General features: G+C 57.1%; 16 protein-coding genes and 1 pseudogene. 12 read left to right on the top strand and 5 right to left on the bottom strand.

Annotation, left to right across the window (positions count from 1 at the left end; translation table 11 throughout):
• Positions 1-580: 580 nt before the first annotated feature.
• The 3 genes and pseudogenes from ACIOZM_RS29260 to ACIOZM_RS29250 form a co-directional block, all read left to right on the top strand.
• Positions 581-960, top strand: a pseudogene (locus ACIOZM_RS29260) (phage antirepressor protein); the annotation flags it as partial.
• 112 nt (positions 961-1,072) lie between these two features.
• Positions 1,073-1,786, top strand: coding sequence for an HNH endonuclease (locus tag ACIOZM_RS29255; protein ID WP_401220554.1), 714 nt, complete (start codon positions 1,073-1,075; stop codon positions 1,784-1,786).
• A 236-nt stretch (positions 1,787-2,022) separates the two neighbouring features.
• Entirely contained in the window at positions 2,023-3,009 is a 987-nt protein-coding gene (locus tag ACIOZM_RS29250; protein WP_401220551.1) for a hypothetical protein, read from the top strand.
• 3 nt (positions 3,010-3,012) lie between these two features.
• Here the strand turns inward: ACIOZM_RS29250 and ACIOZM_RS29245 are convergent, their stop codons facing one another.
• The 3 genes from ACIOZM_RS29245 to ACIOZM_RS29235 form a co-directional block, all read right to left on the bottom strand.
• Positions 3,013-4,203, bottom strand: a complete 1,191-nt coding sequence (locus ACIOZM_RS29245; protein ID WP_401220549.1) for a hypothetical protein — start codon at positions 4,201-4,203, stop codon at positions 3,013-3,015.
• Between the two features lie 117 nt (positions 4,204-4,320).
• Entirely contained in the window at positions 4,321-5,469 is a 1,149-nt protein-coding gene (locus ACIOZM_RS29240; protein WP_401220546.1) for a hypothetical protein, read from the bottom strand.
• Positions 5,470-5,559: 90 nt separating this feature from the next.
• Complete coding sequence (locus ACIOZM_RS29235) at positions 5,560-6,375, bottom strand: sulfite exporter TauE/SafE family protein (RefSeq protein WP_401220544.1); 816 nt, start codon at positions 6,373-6,375, stop codon at positions 5,560-5,562.
• A 112-nt stretch (positions 6,376-6,487) separates the two neighbouring features.
• Between ACIOZM_RS29235 and ACIOZM_RS29230 the strand changes: the two genes are divergently transcribed.
• The 3 genes from ACIOZM_RS29230 (at position 6,488) to ACIOZM_RS29220 (ending at position 7,929) form a co-directional block, all read left to right on the top strand.
• Positions 6,488-7,255 (top strand): AraC family transcriptional regulator, encoded by a 768-nt coding sequence (locus ACIOZM_RS29230; RefSeq protein WP_401220541.1) that lies wholly within the window; start codon positions 6,488-6,490, stop codon positions 7,253-7,255.
• Positions 7,256-7,348: 93 nt separating this feature from the next.
• Positions 7,349-7,666: an XRE family transcriptional regulator gene (locus ACIOZM_RS29225; protein WP_401220538.1), complete on the top strand. Its 318-nt coding sequence runs from the start codon at positions 7,349-7,351 to the stop codon at positions 7,664-7,666.
• A gap of 11 nt (positions 7,667-7,677) precedes the next feature.
• Entirely contained in the window at positions 7,678-7,929 is a 252-nt protein-coding gene (locus ACIOZM_RS29220; protein WP_401220535.1) for an XRE family transcriptional regulator, read from the top strand.
• 49 nt (positions 7,930-7,978) lie between these two features.
• Here ACIOZM_RS29220 and ACIOZM_RS29215 read toward each other — a convergent pair whose 3' ends face one another.
• The gene (locus tag ACIOZM_RS29215) at positions 7,979-9,049 is read right to left on the bottom strand and encodes an MBL fold metallo-hydrolase (RefSeq protein ID WP_401220533.1); all 1,071 of its coding nucleotides are present in this window, start codon (positions 9,047-9,049) and stop codon (positions 7,979-7,981) included.
• A 217-nt stretch (positions 9,050-9,266) separates the two neighbouring features.
• Between ACIOZM_RS29215 and ACIOZM_RS29210 the strand changes: the two genes are divergently transcribed.
• The 4 genes from ACIOZM_RS29210 (at position 9,267) to ACIOZM_RS29195 (ending at position 13,208) form a co-directional block, all read left to right on the top strand.
• Entirely contained in the window at positions 9,267-9,875 is a 609-nt protein-coding gene (locus ACIOZM_RS29210; RefSeq protein ID WP_401220530.1) for a TetR/AcrR family transcriptional regulator, read from the top strand.
• Positions 9,876-10,031: 156 nt separating this feature from the next.
• Positions 10,032-11,108, top strand: a complete 1,077-nt coding sequence (locus ACIOZM_RS29205; RefSeq protein WP_401220528.1) for a diguanylate cyclase — start codon at positions 10,032-10,034, stop codon at positions 11,106-11,108.
• Between the two features lie 189 nt (positions 11,109-11,297).
• Positions 11,298-12,617, top strand: coding sequence for a methyl-accepting chemotaxis protein (locus ACIOZM_RS29200; RefSeq protein ID WP_401220525.1), 1,320 nt, complete (start codon positions 11,298-11,300; stop codon positions 12,615-12,617).
• Positions 12,618-12,674: 57 nt separating this feature from the next.
• Positions 12,675-13,208 carry a DUF1003 domain-containing protein gene (locus tag ACIOZM_RS29195; protein WP_401220523.1) on the top strand — a complete coding sequence of 178 codons (534 nt, stop codon included), beginning with the start codon at positions 12,675-12,677 and terminating at the stop codon, positions 13,206-13,208.
• Here ACIOZM_RS29195 and ACIOZM_RS29190 read toward each other — a convergent pair whose 3' ends face one another.
• Positions 13,209-14,150 carry a LysR family transcriptional regulator gene (locus ACIOZM_RS29190; RefSeq protein ID WP_401220521.1) on the bottom strand — a complete coding sequence of 314 codons (942 nt, stop codon included), beginning with the start codon at positions 14,148-14,150 and terminating at the stop codon, positions 13,209-13,211. It lies immediately after the preceding gene.
• Between the two features lie 152 nt (positions 14,151-14,302).
• Between ACIOZM_RS29190 and ACIOZM_RS29185 the strand changes: the two genes are divergently transcribed.
• The gene (locus ACIOZM_RS29185; RefSeq protein ID WP_401220518.1) at positions 14,303-15,004 is read left to right on the top strand and encodes a CTP synthase; all 702 of its coding nucleotides are present in this window, start codon (positions 14,303-14,305) and stop codon (positions 15,002-15,004) included.
• Positions 15,001-15,315, top strand: a complete 315-nt coding sequence (locus ACIOZM_RS29180) for an antibiotic biosynthesis monooxygenase family protein (protein WP_401220516.1) — start codon at positions 15,001-15,003, stop codon at positions 15,313-15,315. Before ACIOZM_RS29185 ends, ACIOZM_RS29180 begins: the two co-directional genes overlap by 4 nt.
• Positions 15,316-15,650 lie beyond the last annotated feature (335 nt).

Here is a 15,650-nt window from a genome sequence, read left to right as displayed (position 1 = left end):
CGCTTAAAAGGCTAGAACTGGTGCCCACTTAAATTTAAGTGCACACCATGTCCGCGCATTGCGGGGTTGGGTAGATGACTTGGCCGGACGCATACCTCCATCTCGCCTGAAATTGAAATCAAAGAACGAAGCCGGGAGCTTCAACACGCGAGAGTGATAACAGTAGATTGGGTATCGGGTAAGCGCAGCAAAGTTTTCCTTGATCAAGGAATGGGATACTGGCGAGGTAGAATGCCGTATCGCGACCAGATGGGGTTTGACTTCCGCGCTAACCACGAGAGCCAAGCGCTACAAATGCTGGAGAAATATAAAGTGGCGCAAATGTGTCCTAGCGGTGAGTGGCCCACTTACATGAGCCTGCTCGTGAGCTAAGCCAAGCACCCAATGAGCCAGAGAACGGTGTCCACCTAAGACAAAGTGGACGCCACTTTTCTGTTTTTAACAGGCACTCGAAAATCATTTGTTCGTCAAGTTTCTTTAGGATTTGAATCACCCTCTATTACGACCGTCACGTATAGGATAGATCAAGGTCAACATAAGCGAACAACGCCAGGTTATACAGATAACCGAACAGCTGACAGATAACAATCAGCGCCGAGTTTTGTGGATTGAGTATTTCTGAAACCAGAAGCAGGTAATGCTCAGTGAACCCTGCGTGTATGCGTTGTTGGTGTATCACTATGTCCCAGGTAATTGCCTGTTACGTAACTGACCAATAAGGTAGTACCAAGCTTGCGCGATACGAAGCATTTAGAACACTCAGATCGGCTGTTGTTGAGTTGGTTGGATTGGCCGGAAATGTCGTTGACCCTACTGCATTGGCAGGATGAAGGCTGGATTAGGCTACGAGAGATGCCTTACCTATTGAACGATCAGTCCCAACGTCGGGCTCCGGTGACTAAGCCCTTGTGGAGGAGAGTAGTTCAGGCTTTTCAGCCTTCGAAGCATTCGATGGGTTAGCAATGTAGCTGTAGGATCTCGAAAGATCCGTCGCTATTTTCTGTAGGAATTTCGTAGACAGTTGTGATGGCCACTCAGTATCGTCCGAGGGTTTTCAACCCTCGGCGATTGTATGGACACGGAAAAAAGTAATAGCGACTGGACTGACGTAGAGATTCAGGCGGCGGTCGATGCCTATCTCAAGATGCTGTCACGCGAGAAAAACGGTGAGAAATTCGTCAAAACTGAGGAAAATCAGATCCTGCGCGAGGGCCCGCTATCCGGACGGACAAAGGGTTCTGTCGAGTTTCGGATGCAGAACATTTCTACCGTATTGGTCGAGCTAGGTAGAGATCGCATTCAAGGGTACAAACCGGCCAAAAATGTTGGCACAAAAGTAGCGCGCAGCATCCGCAAGGCCCTCGATGCGTCTATCGTTTTGACACCTGAGGACTCTACTCCTACAGCGGACGAAGCTCTATTGGAGCAACGAGCAGCCAAATTTGAGCGACAGCCTTTCCTGTACGTTCCAAAAGGGATTAAGAATCCAGTACAGATCGAGTCCACAAGAAAGACTTACTTTCGCGACCCTGAGTTGAAAGGCTGGGTTCGTCAACAAGCAAACGGTAAGTGCGAGGGCTGTGGCAACCCTGCTCCGTTTGAAAAGGATGGCAAACCGTTTCTGGAGGTGCATCACGTTAAACATCTGTCGCAAGATGGATCTGACACACCTTCTAATGTTGTGGCGCTGTGTCCGAACTGTCATCAGCGTTGTCACCATTCGAGTGACAAAGCCGAATTCACTGCTTGGCTTTATGACACCGTGGGACGACTAGAAGAAGAGTAACTGTGTCCTTCCAAGTGACCGCATTTTCTGGTTTGGGGCCGCTTCGCAGCCCAGCGGGAGCAAGCTCCCTCGCCACAGGGTGAGGCATGGTCTGCAATGGCGGTGTGGGTATTGAGCCGAGAATCGCCAGCAGGCTGGCTCCCACAGGTTTTGCATCATCCTGAAAACAATCAGTGCATCCCGCTTCACCTCCCGCTATTAATACCCCTCCCCCACTCAAGGACCCGAGCCCTGCCATGAAATTCGATCTCGCCTACTGCCTCAGCCTCGACGAAAAGTTGTCGATCTATGATGTTCGCGATCTCAATTTCGATGAGACGGTGGCGTTCGATTCCGCCAAGGAGCACTTCCAGTGTCCCAACGATGCCTGTCGTTCGGCGTTCGATGCGGCAAACGAGTTGGGTACGTTCAACGCCAAGAATGTGAATTACGTGCGCACTCCGCACTTCAAGAATCTGCCGAGTACCCAGCATGTCGCGGGTTGTCCGTATGTGAGTTTGAAGACGTCGGCGTCGGGGCTTGAGTTGGAGGATGGTGAGGCGGATGACGGGCGGGAGGAGCATTTTCCGTCGGAGTTGTTGCTGACTCGGCGTGAGTATGTGCGCAAGCCTGCGGCTCCGGCCGGGGCGGCTGATGTGTTGCGTGATGATGTGCAGCCGGTTAACGCGGCAAGTGCGAAAGAGTCGCCGAGCCGTGAGACGGCGCCGGACAAGACCAGCGTGTTTGCGCATCCGGTGGAGTGTTTTGTTTCGAACTTCGCCGACAAGGAGTTGCTCAAGCGTGTGCCTTTGAAGATTGGCGAGCACACGGCGCCGTACAGTTCGTTCTTCAAGAAGATTGAATATCTGACGGACAACAAGGGGCTGATTTACTGGGGCCGGATCAAGAAGATCGAGGACTTCCACAGCGCCAGTTTCCGTATCGATTTCGAAGACAAGGTCTGGTTCAAAAAACCGGAAGACAGCAAGAAGAAGCCCTACCCGGTCAGCGTCTATCTGAACAAAAAACTGATCGACAACTACCGCAAGCGCAAGGCGTTTCTGGAGGAGATCAAGCACGCGATCGACAGCGATAAGGAGTTGTTCTGTTTCTTCTATGGCGTGACGCCGGAGTTGAAGCAGGTGCCGGGCAAGAAGAACCCCGAAAAGCCTTTCGAGGTCTTCAATGCCGATATCGAGAACCTGGATCACTTCATTATTCGTGAAGCGCCGGGTCTGGTGTGATGGTTAGCCCTGGGGCAGTTGCAGTTTGACGGCGCCGGGGTGTTGTTTGACGACTGAGTACGGCAGGATCGACCAGTCGGGGCTATCGCAGGAGCGTTGTACGCGAGCGAAGTAGGCGCCGAGGTACAAGCCCTTCTCGGTGAAGTACCAAGGTGAAGTGCCCCAGATGCTCTCATCCTGGAAGTTGCAGTCGTCATCTCCCGTCGGTTTCTTCATTTCTGTGGGGTACAGAGCGGTGAATTGCTTGATCACCCAAGGCACCAACTCTTTGCTTTCATACTGATAACGCGCGTCGCTTTCGGCCTCGCTCAGAGGTTTGTCGCCAGGGCTGTCGCGCTCGGCATGCAAAATCGGCGTGCCCTTACCTACCCAAAAGACATCTTCGAGTGACAATGGGTGGCCGGTTTTCACATCAATGTTGAGGGGTGAATCGCCAAAATCAGGATGCGCGCCGCCGCAGTAATAGCTGGTCGAGATGTTCAGGCTGACCACGGCAGGCGAGATCATTTTCGGTTCTGCCTGCTGCATGAACTCCACGTTCTCCCCGCCCTGTAATTGGCAGCCGTGATAGCTGATGACTTCATTCCAGAGGCGCCCGAGCAACTGCTGGTTAACCCGTTGCTGATCATCTTTCGACAATCCGGACTCCACGCTGAACAGCGAAATTTTTGTCTCAGGCTCCGTCCACCATTGCAGGTCGTAGCCCATGAAGTTTTCTTTCTTCGCCGGTTTCAGCTTGAGTCCCAGCAGGCGCAGATACTCGTAAGGCTCGCCATTGGGCAGTGCGGCAATGAACGGCAAAGTTGCTGAGGTGGGCGCGGGAAGTTTGGCCTCGGTGAGCTTCACCGGCAGTTTCTTGCCCTTCGGACTTTGCCACTCGCCCTGCCAGCCGTTGCCGGTTTCTTCCAGTTTCAAAGTTGACAGCGGCTTGTCGTCACCATAGCGATTATTGCCCTCGGTCAAGGTCAGCGTGCTGTTCTGCAACGCGCCACTGAGCGGCAAATCACGATGGTATTTTTCGTAGAAGTAACGACCGGTTACTTCGTCCTGCTGCGTGGTATTGAGCTCTACGACGATCGGCATTTTGCCCAACGTGCCGGTGAACACGCGTCGGCCATCATCGGCGTGGACACTTGGAGTCAGCGAGAACAGCACAGCAGCGCAGGTTGCCAGGCGCATCAGTCCCTTGAGCATTGATCGTTCCTTGAAAGAGGCGGAGGCCGCGCCGGCATTTGAGGGCCGGCGTGGATAAATTCGCGGCGATTATGGCGGGGTTGGGGTCAGGAATCGAGGTTCTGTTTGCACTTCGACTCAGGGCAGTTGCAATCCAACGCCGCCGGGATGCTGTTTGACCAGGTCATAGGGCAGCACGCCCCACTCGACGTATCCGCATACGGCGGCGGCATGTGGATACGACGGCGTGAAGGTGATGCCTTTTGCGCCGAAGTACCACGATGGGAATTGCCAGTGTTGCGGCTCGTCATACCCGCAGTCGTTTTCGCCTTCGCCAATGACGGTCATTTCTTTGCGATGAAGTTTTAACAACTGCGTGACCAGCCAGGGCGCAAATTCTGTGGAGCGATAGTTGTAGTATTCCTTTGAGGCCTTGTCCGACGCGCCTTCATACCCCGCCACAAAGTGAAGTGGCTTGCCCTGCCCCACCCACACAACATCCTCAAGGGTCAGCAACTTGCCTGTTTGGGTGTCGAAGTTGAACGATTGAACATCTTCATTTGGGTGCGCGGCGCCCTGACAGTAAAACTCGTTGGTGGTGCGCATGCTCATCACTGTCGGCGTCATCCACAGCGGCTGGCTGGATTGCGAATAACCACCCGGGCAACCGTAGTATCCCGCCACATATCCCCACAAACGCGCCATCAACTCTTGATTGATCCGTTCCCGCGCTGGCGGCGAATAACCCGACACGACTTCAAACAGCGAGACCTGCGATTGCTCCTCGCGCCACCATTGCAGCGTGTAGCCCATGAAGTTATCGGTTTTGCCTTTTACCAGTCGCAGACCTTGCAGCCGCAAGTACTCGTAGGGGAATTTGTCATGCAGGTTGGCGAGATACGGCAAGGTACCGGCAGGAACATCGGGAAGCGTGGCGGGCTGCAATTCGACCTTCAGGACTTTCCCCGCCGGGTTGCTCCACTCGCCGCTCCAGCCGTTGAGTTTCGGCTGCAGGCGCAGCGTCGGGCGCGAATCGCCATCCATTACCGCGCCTTCGACCATCACCAGTGCGTCGCCTTCTTTGCTGATGTCCAGCGCCAGGTCTGTGCGGTACTTTTTGTAGAAGTAACGGCCCTGGTTGTAGCGGGTGTCGATTTCCACAACGATCGCGGCTTTGCCCAGGGTGCCGGTGTACACCTGCTTGTCGTCGTCGGCCCATGCCCGGGTCGAGAGAAGCGAACCGACGAGCAGCAAAATGGCGGAGATTCGTAACAATCCGCAATACATCATTTCATCCTTGAGTGACAGGGCGTTTGCCCGGTGGAAAGCGTTGCGGATTATGTCGAGGTTACGTGGTGGAATCGAGCGCTGTCGCCTTCAACTCAAGCACATGCTGATCATCACCATCAGCAACAGCCCAATGTACACCCGCGCATGCACCCGATCCGGAATCCGCCCGATCCACGGCGTGGCCAATCTGATCCCCAACAACGAACCCAACGTCAGCAGTGCAAACGCCAGCAAATCCACGTACCCGACAAACCAAGCGCCCAAATCAGCCTGACTGAACCCGGCCAGCGCCATGTACGTGAGCGTTCCAGCCAACGCCACCGGCACGCTCAGCGGGTTGGCCATGGACGTCGCTTGCGACATGCTCAAGCCACAACGGCGCAACAGCGGCACGGTCATGACGCTGCCTCCTACACCGAGAAACGTCGCGATGGCGCCGATGCCTACACCGCCTGCGGAAGTTTCCGTGCTGCCAAGTCGGCGTGGGATGACGTCTGCGTTCTGGGTGAGAAATCCGCGCCTGAGCACGCAGTCGACAATAGTCACGCCGAGGTAGGCAATGAAGGCGTAGCGGATGACTTCGCCGCTGACCCACACCGCCGCTATTGCGCCAATCATCGCGCCCAGGCCGATGAATCCGCCGAGTGGCCACAGGTAGTGGCGGATAAGGTTACCGGCGCGACGGTGTTTGTCGGTGGCGATGAGGGCGTTGACGATCATTACGCAGGTCGAGGTGGCGACGGCGATGTGCATGGCGGATTGGCCGACCGGGTCGTCTACGCCATGGCTGGCGCTGAGCATGCGGTAGAGCAGCGGCACGACGACGAAGCCGCCGCCGAAGCCGAAGAGCACGGCGGTGACGCCGGTGAGGCAGCCGAAGAGGGTCAGTAACAGGTAGAACATGGCGCGTCGTCCGTTGATTGGAATGGCTCGACGATGGAGCAGCGCGACTTGGCCTGCTTCAGCAAGTTGGCCAATAATGTTTGCGTTTACGCCAATTGCCGGGAACCGCTCAATGCGCAATGTTTCGATCAATCTGCTGGATGACACGCCGCGCCCAGTGGTGGCGATCGGGACGGATTATTCCCACGGCCATCGGTTACCGCGTCATACGCATCGTCGGGCGCAATTGCTCTACGGCGCGACCGGTGTAATGCAGGTCAGCACGCATGACGGCAACTGGGTAGTGCCGCCGCAGCGAGCGGTGTGGATTCCACCAGGGGTGGCGCATGAAGTGCTGATGCTTGGGGTCAGCACTCGCAGTCTGTACATCGAGCCGGATGCGGTGGATTTGGGGAATCGTTGTCAGGTCATCAGTGTGTCGCCATTGATGCGGCACTTGTTGATGGAAGCAGTGGAGATCCCGCTGACGTATGACCTGGCCGGTCGTGACGCCGCACTGATCGAACTGCTGCTGCACGAACTCGTCCGCAGCGCTCCGCTGCCGCTGCATATTCCGCTGCCGACTGAAGGAAAGTTGCTCGCGCTGTGTCAGAGTTTTCTGCATCAGCCGAACGTGCATCAAACACCGCAACAGTGGGCGGATCAGTTGCACGTAAGCTTGCGCACCTTCAACCGATTGTTTCGCCATCAGACCGGAATGAGCTTCAGCCAGTGGCGGCAGCGCGCCTGCGTGGTGCTCGCCCTCGCCCGCTTGGCGGCGGGTGAGCCGGTGACGCGAATCGCCGTGGACTTTGGTTATGAAAGCCCGGCAGCGTTCTCGACGATGTTCCGGCGCATCCTCGGTCAGGCACCGTCCGTCTGGTTGGAGGCGGCGAATTAGGGCAAATCAAAAAATGCGTTTGATCCCGGCCGAAAACAACTGTACAAAAACACAGTACATTTTCAATCAGCACTCTTGAGCCCGGAGCACACCATGGCCTCTCTTGCGATGAACCACATCCTCGAACGTATCGCCCTTTTCCAGTTCACCCCGACACATTGCGCTCAGGCACGAGCAATGCTGGGCTGGAGCGTGGATCAACTGTCGCGAGAAGCCGGGGTTTCTGTGGAAGACATTCACCGGTTTGAAACGCAGCAAGACGTAGCGGATGCAGCGCGTCTGGCGATTGCATACCGGTTTGAAGCGCAGGGGCTGGTGTTCTTTCCCGGGTTTGCGCCGGGCCGTAGTTCGAGTGTGCAGGGAGCGGCGCCAGAATCTGTGGGGCGTGGGGATTATGCGATGGCTGAATAAGGATGCAGAACTTGAATGAGATAGAACAAAGCGAAGGACACGTTTATCAGGATCTGGACCTGGACGATGCAGGCGACATGCTGAGTAAGTCCGAGTACGTAATGAAATTGGCCGCGGTAATCGAATCAGGCCATGTGAGCAAGGCTGATCTAGCACAGAGGCTTGGCTTAAATCTGCAGAGTCTGGAGGAAATCCTCCATGGAAGATTCCGCGACATACCGGTCAGCGTGATTGCTGGGTATCTGAACAAACTGTCTGAATAAATGCCGAAAAAACGGTTCGCTCCTTTAAGAGCGAACCGAGTTCAACAAATCAGGCGTTCTGCACCACCGCCTCCCGCTCCCCTTCAACCCCCAACCACCACGCACTCCCGCGTTGCGGCTGCGCCAGGTTAAACACCTCCCCCATCTGCGGCGTGGTGATCGAAACGCTGCGCTCCCACGCCAGTGCGAGGATGCGGTCAAACGGTTCGTGCCAGGCGTGCATCGCCAGGTCGAAGGTGCCGTTGTGGATTGGGAACAGCCAGCGGCCCTTGAGGTCGATGTGGGCTTGCAGGGTTTCTTCGGGTTGCATGTGCACATGCGGCCATTCGACGTTGTAGGCGCCGGTTTCCATCAAGGTCAGGTCGAAGGGGCCGTACTGTTCGCCGATGCGTTTGAAGCCGTCGAAGTAGCCGCTGTCGCCGCTGAAGAAGATCCGGGTGTCGCCGTCGATCATCACCCACGAGGCCCAGAGGCTGCTGTTGCCGTCGAACAGACCGCGCCCCGAGAAGTGTTGCGACGGGGTGGCGACGAAGCGAATGCCGGCGACTTCGGTGCCTTGCCACCAGTCGAACTGGCGCACCTTGCTGGCGTCGATGCCCCATTTGATCAGGGTGTCGCCAACGCCCAGTGGCGTCAGGAAGATGTTGGTTTTGTCGGCCAGTTTGAGTACCGCCTGGTAATCGAGGTGGTCGTAATGGTTGTGCGACAGGATCACCGCTTCAATCGGCGGCAGTTCGTCGATGCTGATCGGCGGCTGGTGAAAGCGTTTCGGGCCGGCCCATTGCACCGGCGAGGCGCGCTCGGCGAACACCGGGTCGGTGATCCAGAATTTGCCCTGCATTTTCAACAGCAGCGTCGAGTGGCCGAGACGGTAAACACTGTGGTTCGGCGCTGCCATCAGATCAGCGAGTGTCAGAGCCTGCACCGGGATTGGCGCAGCCGGCCGGGTGTTACGCGGTTTGTGGAAGATCATGTTCCACATGATGCGCAGCATTTTGCGTACGCCTTCACGCTGTACTGGCGCGTGATTGCGGAACAGTCCTTGATCCTGTCGAGAGGCTTCAGGCGTGGACGCAGCGTTCATTGAGACGTTATCCGCAGGGGAAATTGACTTGGCCATGACTGAATGACTCCAGAAAAACCGCGCAATTCACGGTTTTCCACGGTTGGACGATAAATGGCCAAGGCACGCACGCATCAGCCGAACTTTCTGTTTTTTAGGTTGCGAGGATTAACGCAACATTACACTGGTCGGTGTAGTTTCGTAGGTTGCATCAAAGCTGATGACAAGTAAACTACCAAGTGTAATTTCGACCTTTTCCTACCGAAGCGTATTTATGACAGCTCCACAGCGACTCACTGACCGCAAACGCGAAGCCATCATCCTGGCGGCGATTGCCGAATTCCGTGCCAACGGATTCGAGGTCACCAGCATGGACAAGATCGCGGCCACCGCCGGTGTGTCGAAGCGCACGGTGTACAACCACTTCCCCAGTAAAGAAGAGTTGTTCGCCGAGATTCTTGGCCAGTTGTGGACACGAATCAGTGAGGAACTGACCGTCACCTACAGCGCCGATCAGCCACTGCGCGACCAGTTGCGGCAGATGCTGTTGGCGAAACTGCAAATGATGGCGGATGACAACTTCCTCGGGCTTGCACGAGTGGCGATTGCCGCCACCATCCATTCCCCGGAGCGTGCGCAGAACATGGTGGCGCGCATGGGTGAACGTGAAGAAGGTCTGACCGTATGGATTCGCGCCGCCCAGGCTGACGGTCGATTGAAAGCCGTGGACCCGGAGTTCGCCGCACACCAGATGCAAGGGCTGCTGAAGTCGTTCGGCTTCTGGCCGCAGATTTCCATGGGCCGAACACCGCTCGACGCCGCTACGCAAAACACTGTGGCGGAATCGGCGCTCGACATGTTTCTGGCTTGCTACGAGCTCTGAATAGCCGCTTTCCAGCACCTGCCCACGATTAAATGGCTCAGAAGGACACTGATTATTCCCGTTGGAATAAATGACAATGTCCGGCAAATTACCGATGACCGGTAAGTCTGAAAAAACACGACAAAGTGTTTCAGATTGGATCTGGCGCAGAAGATCATGGAAAACCAACGCGGCAAGGGCTTGTCATTCGCCAGACGTATTTATGTGCCGAGAGTCATCGGTCTCGGCTTCGGCTTTTTCAGTGTCGGTGCAGCGCTGTATTCATTGAATACACCGTCATGGCTTTGGGCACTGTTGCTGTTCAATGGTTTTGTCTGGCCGCATCTGGCCTATCAGATCTCGATCCGATCTGCTTTTCCCTATCAGGCCGAACGCCGCAACTTGTTGTATGACTCGTTGCTTGGCGGTTTCTGGGCTGCGTGTGTGCAGTTCAATCCGCTGACTACCGTGACCATTCTGTCGATGATGACCATGAACAACGTTGCTGCCGGCGGGCAACGTCTGTCGCTGCTTGGCGCCCTCGCCCAACTCGGCGGCATGTTGCTCGGTTGTACGATTTTCGGATTTAACCTCAATCTGACGATGACCCAGGCTCAGGTCTGGGCCTGCCTGCCGATGCTGACCCTGTATCCCTTGGCGCTGGGCATGGTCTGTTACCGGCTGGCGATCAAACTGTCCCAGCACAAACGCGCGTTGAGCGCCCTCAGTCGTACCGACAGCCTCACCGGCCTGCTCAACCACGGCGCCTGGAAAGATTTGCTGCATTTGAAATACCAGCAGTGTCGCCAGTACCACACTCAGGCGACACTGGCGCTGATCGATATCGATCACTTCAAGATCATCAACGACAGCTACGGGCATATCGTCGGCGACGCGGTGTTGCGCCAGTTAAGTCGCGAGTTGAAATTCCTGCTCGATGAAAGCGAACTGGCCGGGCGTTATGGCGGTGATGAGTTCTGCGTGATTCTGCCGAATCTGCCGCTGAATAAAGCCGAAGCCTTGATGGAGCAGCTACGCGCGGCCCTGCTGCAATACCGTCATCCCGATGTGCCGCAATTGCGGGTCAGCCTGAGCATTGGTCTGGCACGCTTTCAACCCTTGTACAAGGACGCACTCGACTGGCTGGACGACGCCGACAAGGCGCTTTACACCGCCAAACACACGGGCCGCAACACTATCAGCGTGGCGCTGCCCCGCCCGCAGGCAAACGACGCCAATCACTCCAGCGCTTAAAACCTATACAAAAATCATACAAAACACATTCTTGTACAACTTTATGAAGTTTTGTATAAGTATCCGGCTGTCAGTCAAGGAACGCTGGCATTGAGCAGTCAACGCCGAATGCCGCCAGGGCTTTCGGCGTGCCGGCGTGGGAATAAGGACTGAATCCTCGATCCTTCCTGTTTCCAGAGTACCGCCAGCATGTTTTTCAATCGCCACAAGTCCGCTATCGACGATCTCCAGCGCACCCTCACCGAACAATCCGGCCTGCTTGATGCGATTGAACGCTCCATGGCCGTCATCGAATTCGATCTCGATGGCGTGGTGTTACGCGCCAATGAAAACTTTCTGAAGACCACCGGTTACACCTCCGAACAAGTGATCGGCCAGCCCCATCGACGTTTCTGCACGCCCGAGTTTGGCCGCAGCGCTCAATACACGGAGTTGTGGTCACGCCTGAAAAACGGTCAGTTGCAGTCCGGCACGTTCGAGCGCGTCGACAGTCAGGGTCAGCCAATCTGGCTCGAAGCCAGTTACAACCCGATCAAGGACGCTTCGGGACGCGTGGTCAAGGTGGTGAAGTACGCCATGAATGTCACCGCCAAGGTGCAACAGGAAAGCGAAGCCAATGCCAAGTTGCAGGCGATCGATCGGGCGATGGCGGTGATCGAGTTCAACCTCGACGGCAGTATTCTTTCGGCCAATCAGAATTTTCTGACACGCATGGGTTACACCTTCGCCGAGCTCAAGGGCAAACATCACCGGATGTTCTGCACACCACAACTGGCCAACAGCAGCACCTATCAGGATTTCTGGCGTCGGTTGAATCAGGGCGAGTTCTTCCACGGTCAATTCGAACGCGTTGATAAACGTGGGCAGACCGTGTGGCTGGAGGCCAATTACAACCCGGTCTACGACGCCGCTGGCCGTTTGTGCAAAGTGGTCAAGTTCGCCTCGGACGTCACCGCCCGAGTCCAGCAACACGAGCAGGACGCACGCAGCGCCAGCGCGGCTTATCACATCTCGGTCGCGACCCGAAAAGTCGCCGAACAAGGCACGCAAGTGATTCAACAAGCCGCCAGCGAGATGCGCGAGATCGCCGATGACATTGCGCAGTCCTCCACGCTGATCGCACAACTGGGCGAGCGCTCCGAGCAGATCACGGCCATCGTCAATACCATCCGCGCGATTGCCGACCAGACCAATCTACTGGCGCTCAATGCCGCGATTGAAGCCGCACGTGCCGGCGAGCAAGGTCGCGGATTTGCCGTGGTGGCAGATGAGGTGCGGCAACTGGCGGCACGAACCAGCGGTTCGACGGCGGAGATTTCCAGCATGATCGGGCTGATCCAGAGCGAAACGCGCCAGGCGATCAAGAGCATGGACGGCACCCGTGACCGCGCGGCCGAGGGCGTCGAATTGGCGAATCAGGCAGGCACGGTCATTCTGCAGATCCGCGACGGTGCCAGCGAAGCGGAACAGGCCGTGAGTATGTTTGCCAATGAACGCTCGCCGGGCTGAGAGCGGTGCAAAGCAGGGCTATAGTGACCTTCAGTCCCAAGCCCTGCCGAGCAGATCATGACCACAGAAAAAACTGAAACCCCTGCCACCGCTCCCGTCGATCATCTGCGTTTTCATCGCCCCCATGCCCACCTGGCAACCACCTTCGGCAACGACACGTTCGCCCTGCGCGCCGAAGCGTTTGCGCGATTCTTCGGCACGCCGACGTTTCTCGGTGCGCAAACCCTGATCGTGGTGTTGTGGGTTTGCCTCAACGTGTTTGGCGTGACTACGTTCGACGTTTACCCGTTCATCCTTCTCAACCTGGCGTTCAGTCTGCAATCGGCCTACGCCGCGCCGTTGATTCTGCTGGCGCAAACCCGTCAGGCCGCCCGCGACAAGGCGCAATCGGATGCCGACGCGCAACACCGTGAGGCCATCGCAATCGCCAACACCGAGCGTCAGGCTCAGGCCGAGAAGAACACGGCGCAATTGCTCGAGCTGCTGGAACAGAACACCCGCCTCACCGAAATGACCAAGAACCTGACCGAACGCATCGAGAACCTCACCAGCGAGATGCACCAGCACATGAGTCAGAACCCGCAGCGCTGATCATGGCAAGCGCAATGCCCGCCCGAGTTCATCGAACAGCGTGACCACCGAGCGTAACGCCCGGCAGTCCGGGCGGGTCAGCAACCACAGCGCGGTGTCGTAACCGTGCAACGGTTCGCTCAGGGCTTGCAGGCCATCAGTGATCAGAAAATCCGGCAACGCTGCCACGCCCAGCCCGGCCCGCACCAGTTCCGTCACCGACAACATGCTGTTGCAGCGATAACCCGGGGTGACGCCGGGCAAGTGCTGGCGGCGCCAGGCGATGGTCGGATGATCCGGCAGAAAATCGTCCGGGGCGATCCAGGTCAAGGAAGCCAGATCCGTGGCATCGACGTTTTGCAGGTAACGGGCACTGGCGCAGACCCGGTAGGAAATCTTCGCCAATTGCCGTCCGACCAGATGCTCCGGCGGTGTGCGTGTCAGGCGCAGGGCAATGTCGGCATCGCGTCGGCTGAGGTTGGCGAAATCGTTGGAGGTGCTGAGTTCGATGGTCAGTGCCGGGTAAGACGGCATGAACTGCGCCAGCGCCGGCAGCAACAAGCCTTGCAACACTGAATCGGTGCAGGTCAGTCGCACTGTGCCGCTGATCACTTCCCCGCCCTGCTCGACACCGATTCGCGCCGCTTCCAGTGCCTGTTCCGCGCGTTCAGCCTGTTCGGCCAATGTTTGTGCGAGGGTGGTCGGCAGGTAACCGGCGCGGCTCTTTTCGAACAGTTGCTGACCGAGTGCGGCTTCGAGTCGGCGCACGGCGCGGAACACCGTCGACACATCGACCTTCAACAGCTGCGAGGCGCGGGCCAGAGAGCCGCCACGCACCAGTGCGAGGATCAGCGCCAGATCCGGGTAGTCGAGTCGATAGTGCGCGGCTGCATTGATCAATTGGGATAACGCCAATATTGAGTGCGTGAACGCCAATCTATAGTGAGCACCGTCAGCAAACAATCCTGACTCTGATAACCCGCTATTTTTGTGGTGAGGGGATTTATCCCCGTTCGGCTGCGCAGCAGTCGTGGCTTTTTGGGGGCTGCTCCGCAACCCAACGGGGATAAATCCCCTCGCCACAAAGAAGTCATCGCACACAAAAAGGAAATCCCATGGACGCTGTTTCCATCGCCCTGATCGGCGACTACGACCCGCAAGTTACCGCGCACCAGGCGATTCCTGTCGCCCTCGGTCTGGTGGCCGAACACACCGGCCTCACCGTGAAATTCGAATGGTTGCCCACCGATCAGATTCACGCCGACACCGCGCTGGAGCGCTTCGACGGCATCTGGTGCGTGCCGGCCAGCCCTTACAAAAGTGAGGAAGGCGCACTGCGGGCGATCAGTTTTGCCCGCGAGCAACAGCGACCTTTCCTCGGCACCTGCGGCGGTTTTCAGCATGCGTTGCTGGAGTTTTCCCGCAACGTACTGGGATGGGCCGATGCGCAACATGGCGAGACCTCGCCTGACTCCGAACGGGCACTGCTCACGCCATTAAGCTGTTCGCTGGTGGAAGCCGTGGACAGCATTCATCTGCTGCCCGGTTCGTTGATCGCCAAGGCGTACGAAACGTCCGAGATTCGTGAAGGCTATCGCTGCCGCTACGGTGTGAATCCGCAGTTCGAACGCGACTTGCTGACTCAACACCTACAGGCCACCGGTCACGATTCGGCAGGTGATCTGCGGGCGATTGAATTGAAAGATCACCGGTTTTTCGTCGCAACGCTGTTCCAGCCGGAACGCGCCGCGCTCAAAGGACAAGTGCCGCCGCTGGTGCGTGCGTTTATCGAAGCCTGTGCGGAGCATCGTCAATGACAGCGGGCAAAGAGTGTTACGCGGTGATTTTCACCTCGACCCGCACCGAGGGTGACAACGGCTATGCCGAGGCGTCCGAGCGGATGATGGAACTGGTCAGCGAGCAGCCGGGGTTTCTCGGGATTGACTCGATTCGTGGCGCGGATGGGGTCGGGATCACGGTGTCGTACTGGGACAGTGAGGCAGCGATTCTGGCGTGGCGGCAACACCCCGAGCATCGGGTGATACAGGCGCGGGGGCGGTCGGAATGGTATTCGGCGTTTCATACGCGGGTGTGTCGGGTGGAGCGGGATTATCGGTTTGGGCTGTGAGTGCGGTGGCGAAATGACTGGCCTCATCGCCAGCAGGCTGGCTCCCACAAAGTCTTCAGTGAACCTCAATGTTGAGTTCACACAGATCCAATGTGGGAGCCAGCAGGCTGGCTCTCACAAGGTCTTCAGTGAACCTCAAATGTTGAGTTCACACAGTTCCAATGTGGGAGCCAGCCTGCTGGCGATGGCGCCCGAACAGTCACTATAAAACCTCAACCCCGCACCAGACTGCGCACCGCGACAATCTCCGGCACTTCAAGCTTGCTCACATAAACCCGCACCATACGCGGGTGTGTCGAGTGGAGCGGGATTATCGGTTTGGGCTGTGAGTGCGG

It is taken from the genome of Pseudomonas sp. NPDC087346 (assembly GCF_044744235.1).
Lineage (GTDB): Bacteria > Pseudomonadota > Gammaproteobacteria > Pseudomonadales > Pseudomonadaceae > Aquipseudomonas.
This window is presented reverse-complemented; position numbering and strand designations above follow the sequence as displayed.

Coding starts and splice junctions, on each gene's coding strand:
- ACIOZM_RS29255 (WP_401220554.1), top strand. CDS start 1,073: ATGGACACGGAAAAAAGTAATAGCGACTGGACTGACGTAGAGATTCAG.
- ACIOZM_RS29250 (WP_401220551.1), top strand. CDS start 2,023: ATGAAATTCGATCTCGCCTACTGCCTCAGCCTCGACGAAAAGTTGTCG.
- ACIOZM_RS29245 (WP_401220549.1), bottom strand. CDS start 4,203: ATGCTCAAGGGACTGATGCGCCTGGCAACCTGCGCTGCTGTGCTGTTC.
- ACIOZM_RS29240 (WP_401220546.1), bottom strand. CDS start 5,469: ATGTATTGCGGATTGTTACGAATCTCCGCCATTTTGCTGCTCGTCGGT.
- ACIOZM_RS29235 (WP_401220544.1), bottom strand. CDS start 6,375: ATGTTCTACCTGTTACTGACCCTCTTCGGCTGCCTCACCGGCGTCACC.
- ACIOZM_RS29230 (WP_401220541.1), top strand. CDS start 6,488: ATGCGCAATGTTTCGATCAATCTGCTGGATGACACGCCGCGCCCAGTG.
- ACIOZM_RS29225 (WP_401220538.1), top strand. CDS start 7,349: ATGGCCTCTCTTGCGATGAACCACATCCTCGAACGTATCGCCCTTTTC.
- ACIOZM_RS29215 (WP_401220533.1), bottom strand. CDS start 9,049: ATGGCCAAGTCAATTTCCCCTGCGGATAACGTCTCAATGAACGCTGCG.
- ACIOZM_RS29210 (WP_401220530.1), top strand. CDS start 9,267: ATGACAGCTCCACAGCGACTCACTGACCGCAAACGCGAAGCCATCATC.
- ACIOZM_RS29205 (WP_401220528.1), top strand. CDS start 10,032: ATGGAAAACCAACGCGGCAAGGGCTTGTCATTCGCCAGACGTATTTAT.
- ACIOZM_RS29200 (WP_401220525.1), top strand. CDS start 11,298: ATGTTTTTCAATCGCCACAAGTCCGCTATCGACGATCTCCAGCGCACC.
- ACIOZM_RS29195 (WP_401220523.1), top strand. CDS start 12,675: ATGACCACAGAAAAAACTGAAACCCCTGCCACCGCTCCCGTCGATCAT.
- ACIOZM_RS29185 (WP_401220518.1), top strand. CDS start 14,303: ATGGACGCTGTTTCCATCGCCCTGATCGGCGACTACGACCCGCAAGTT.
- ACIOZM_RS29180 (WP_401220516.1), top strand. CDS start 15,001: ATGACAGCGGGCAAAGAGTGTTACGCGGTGATTTTCACCTCGACCCGC.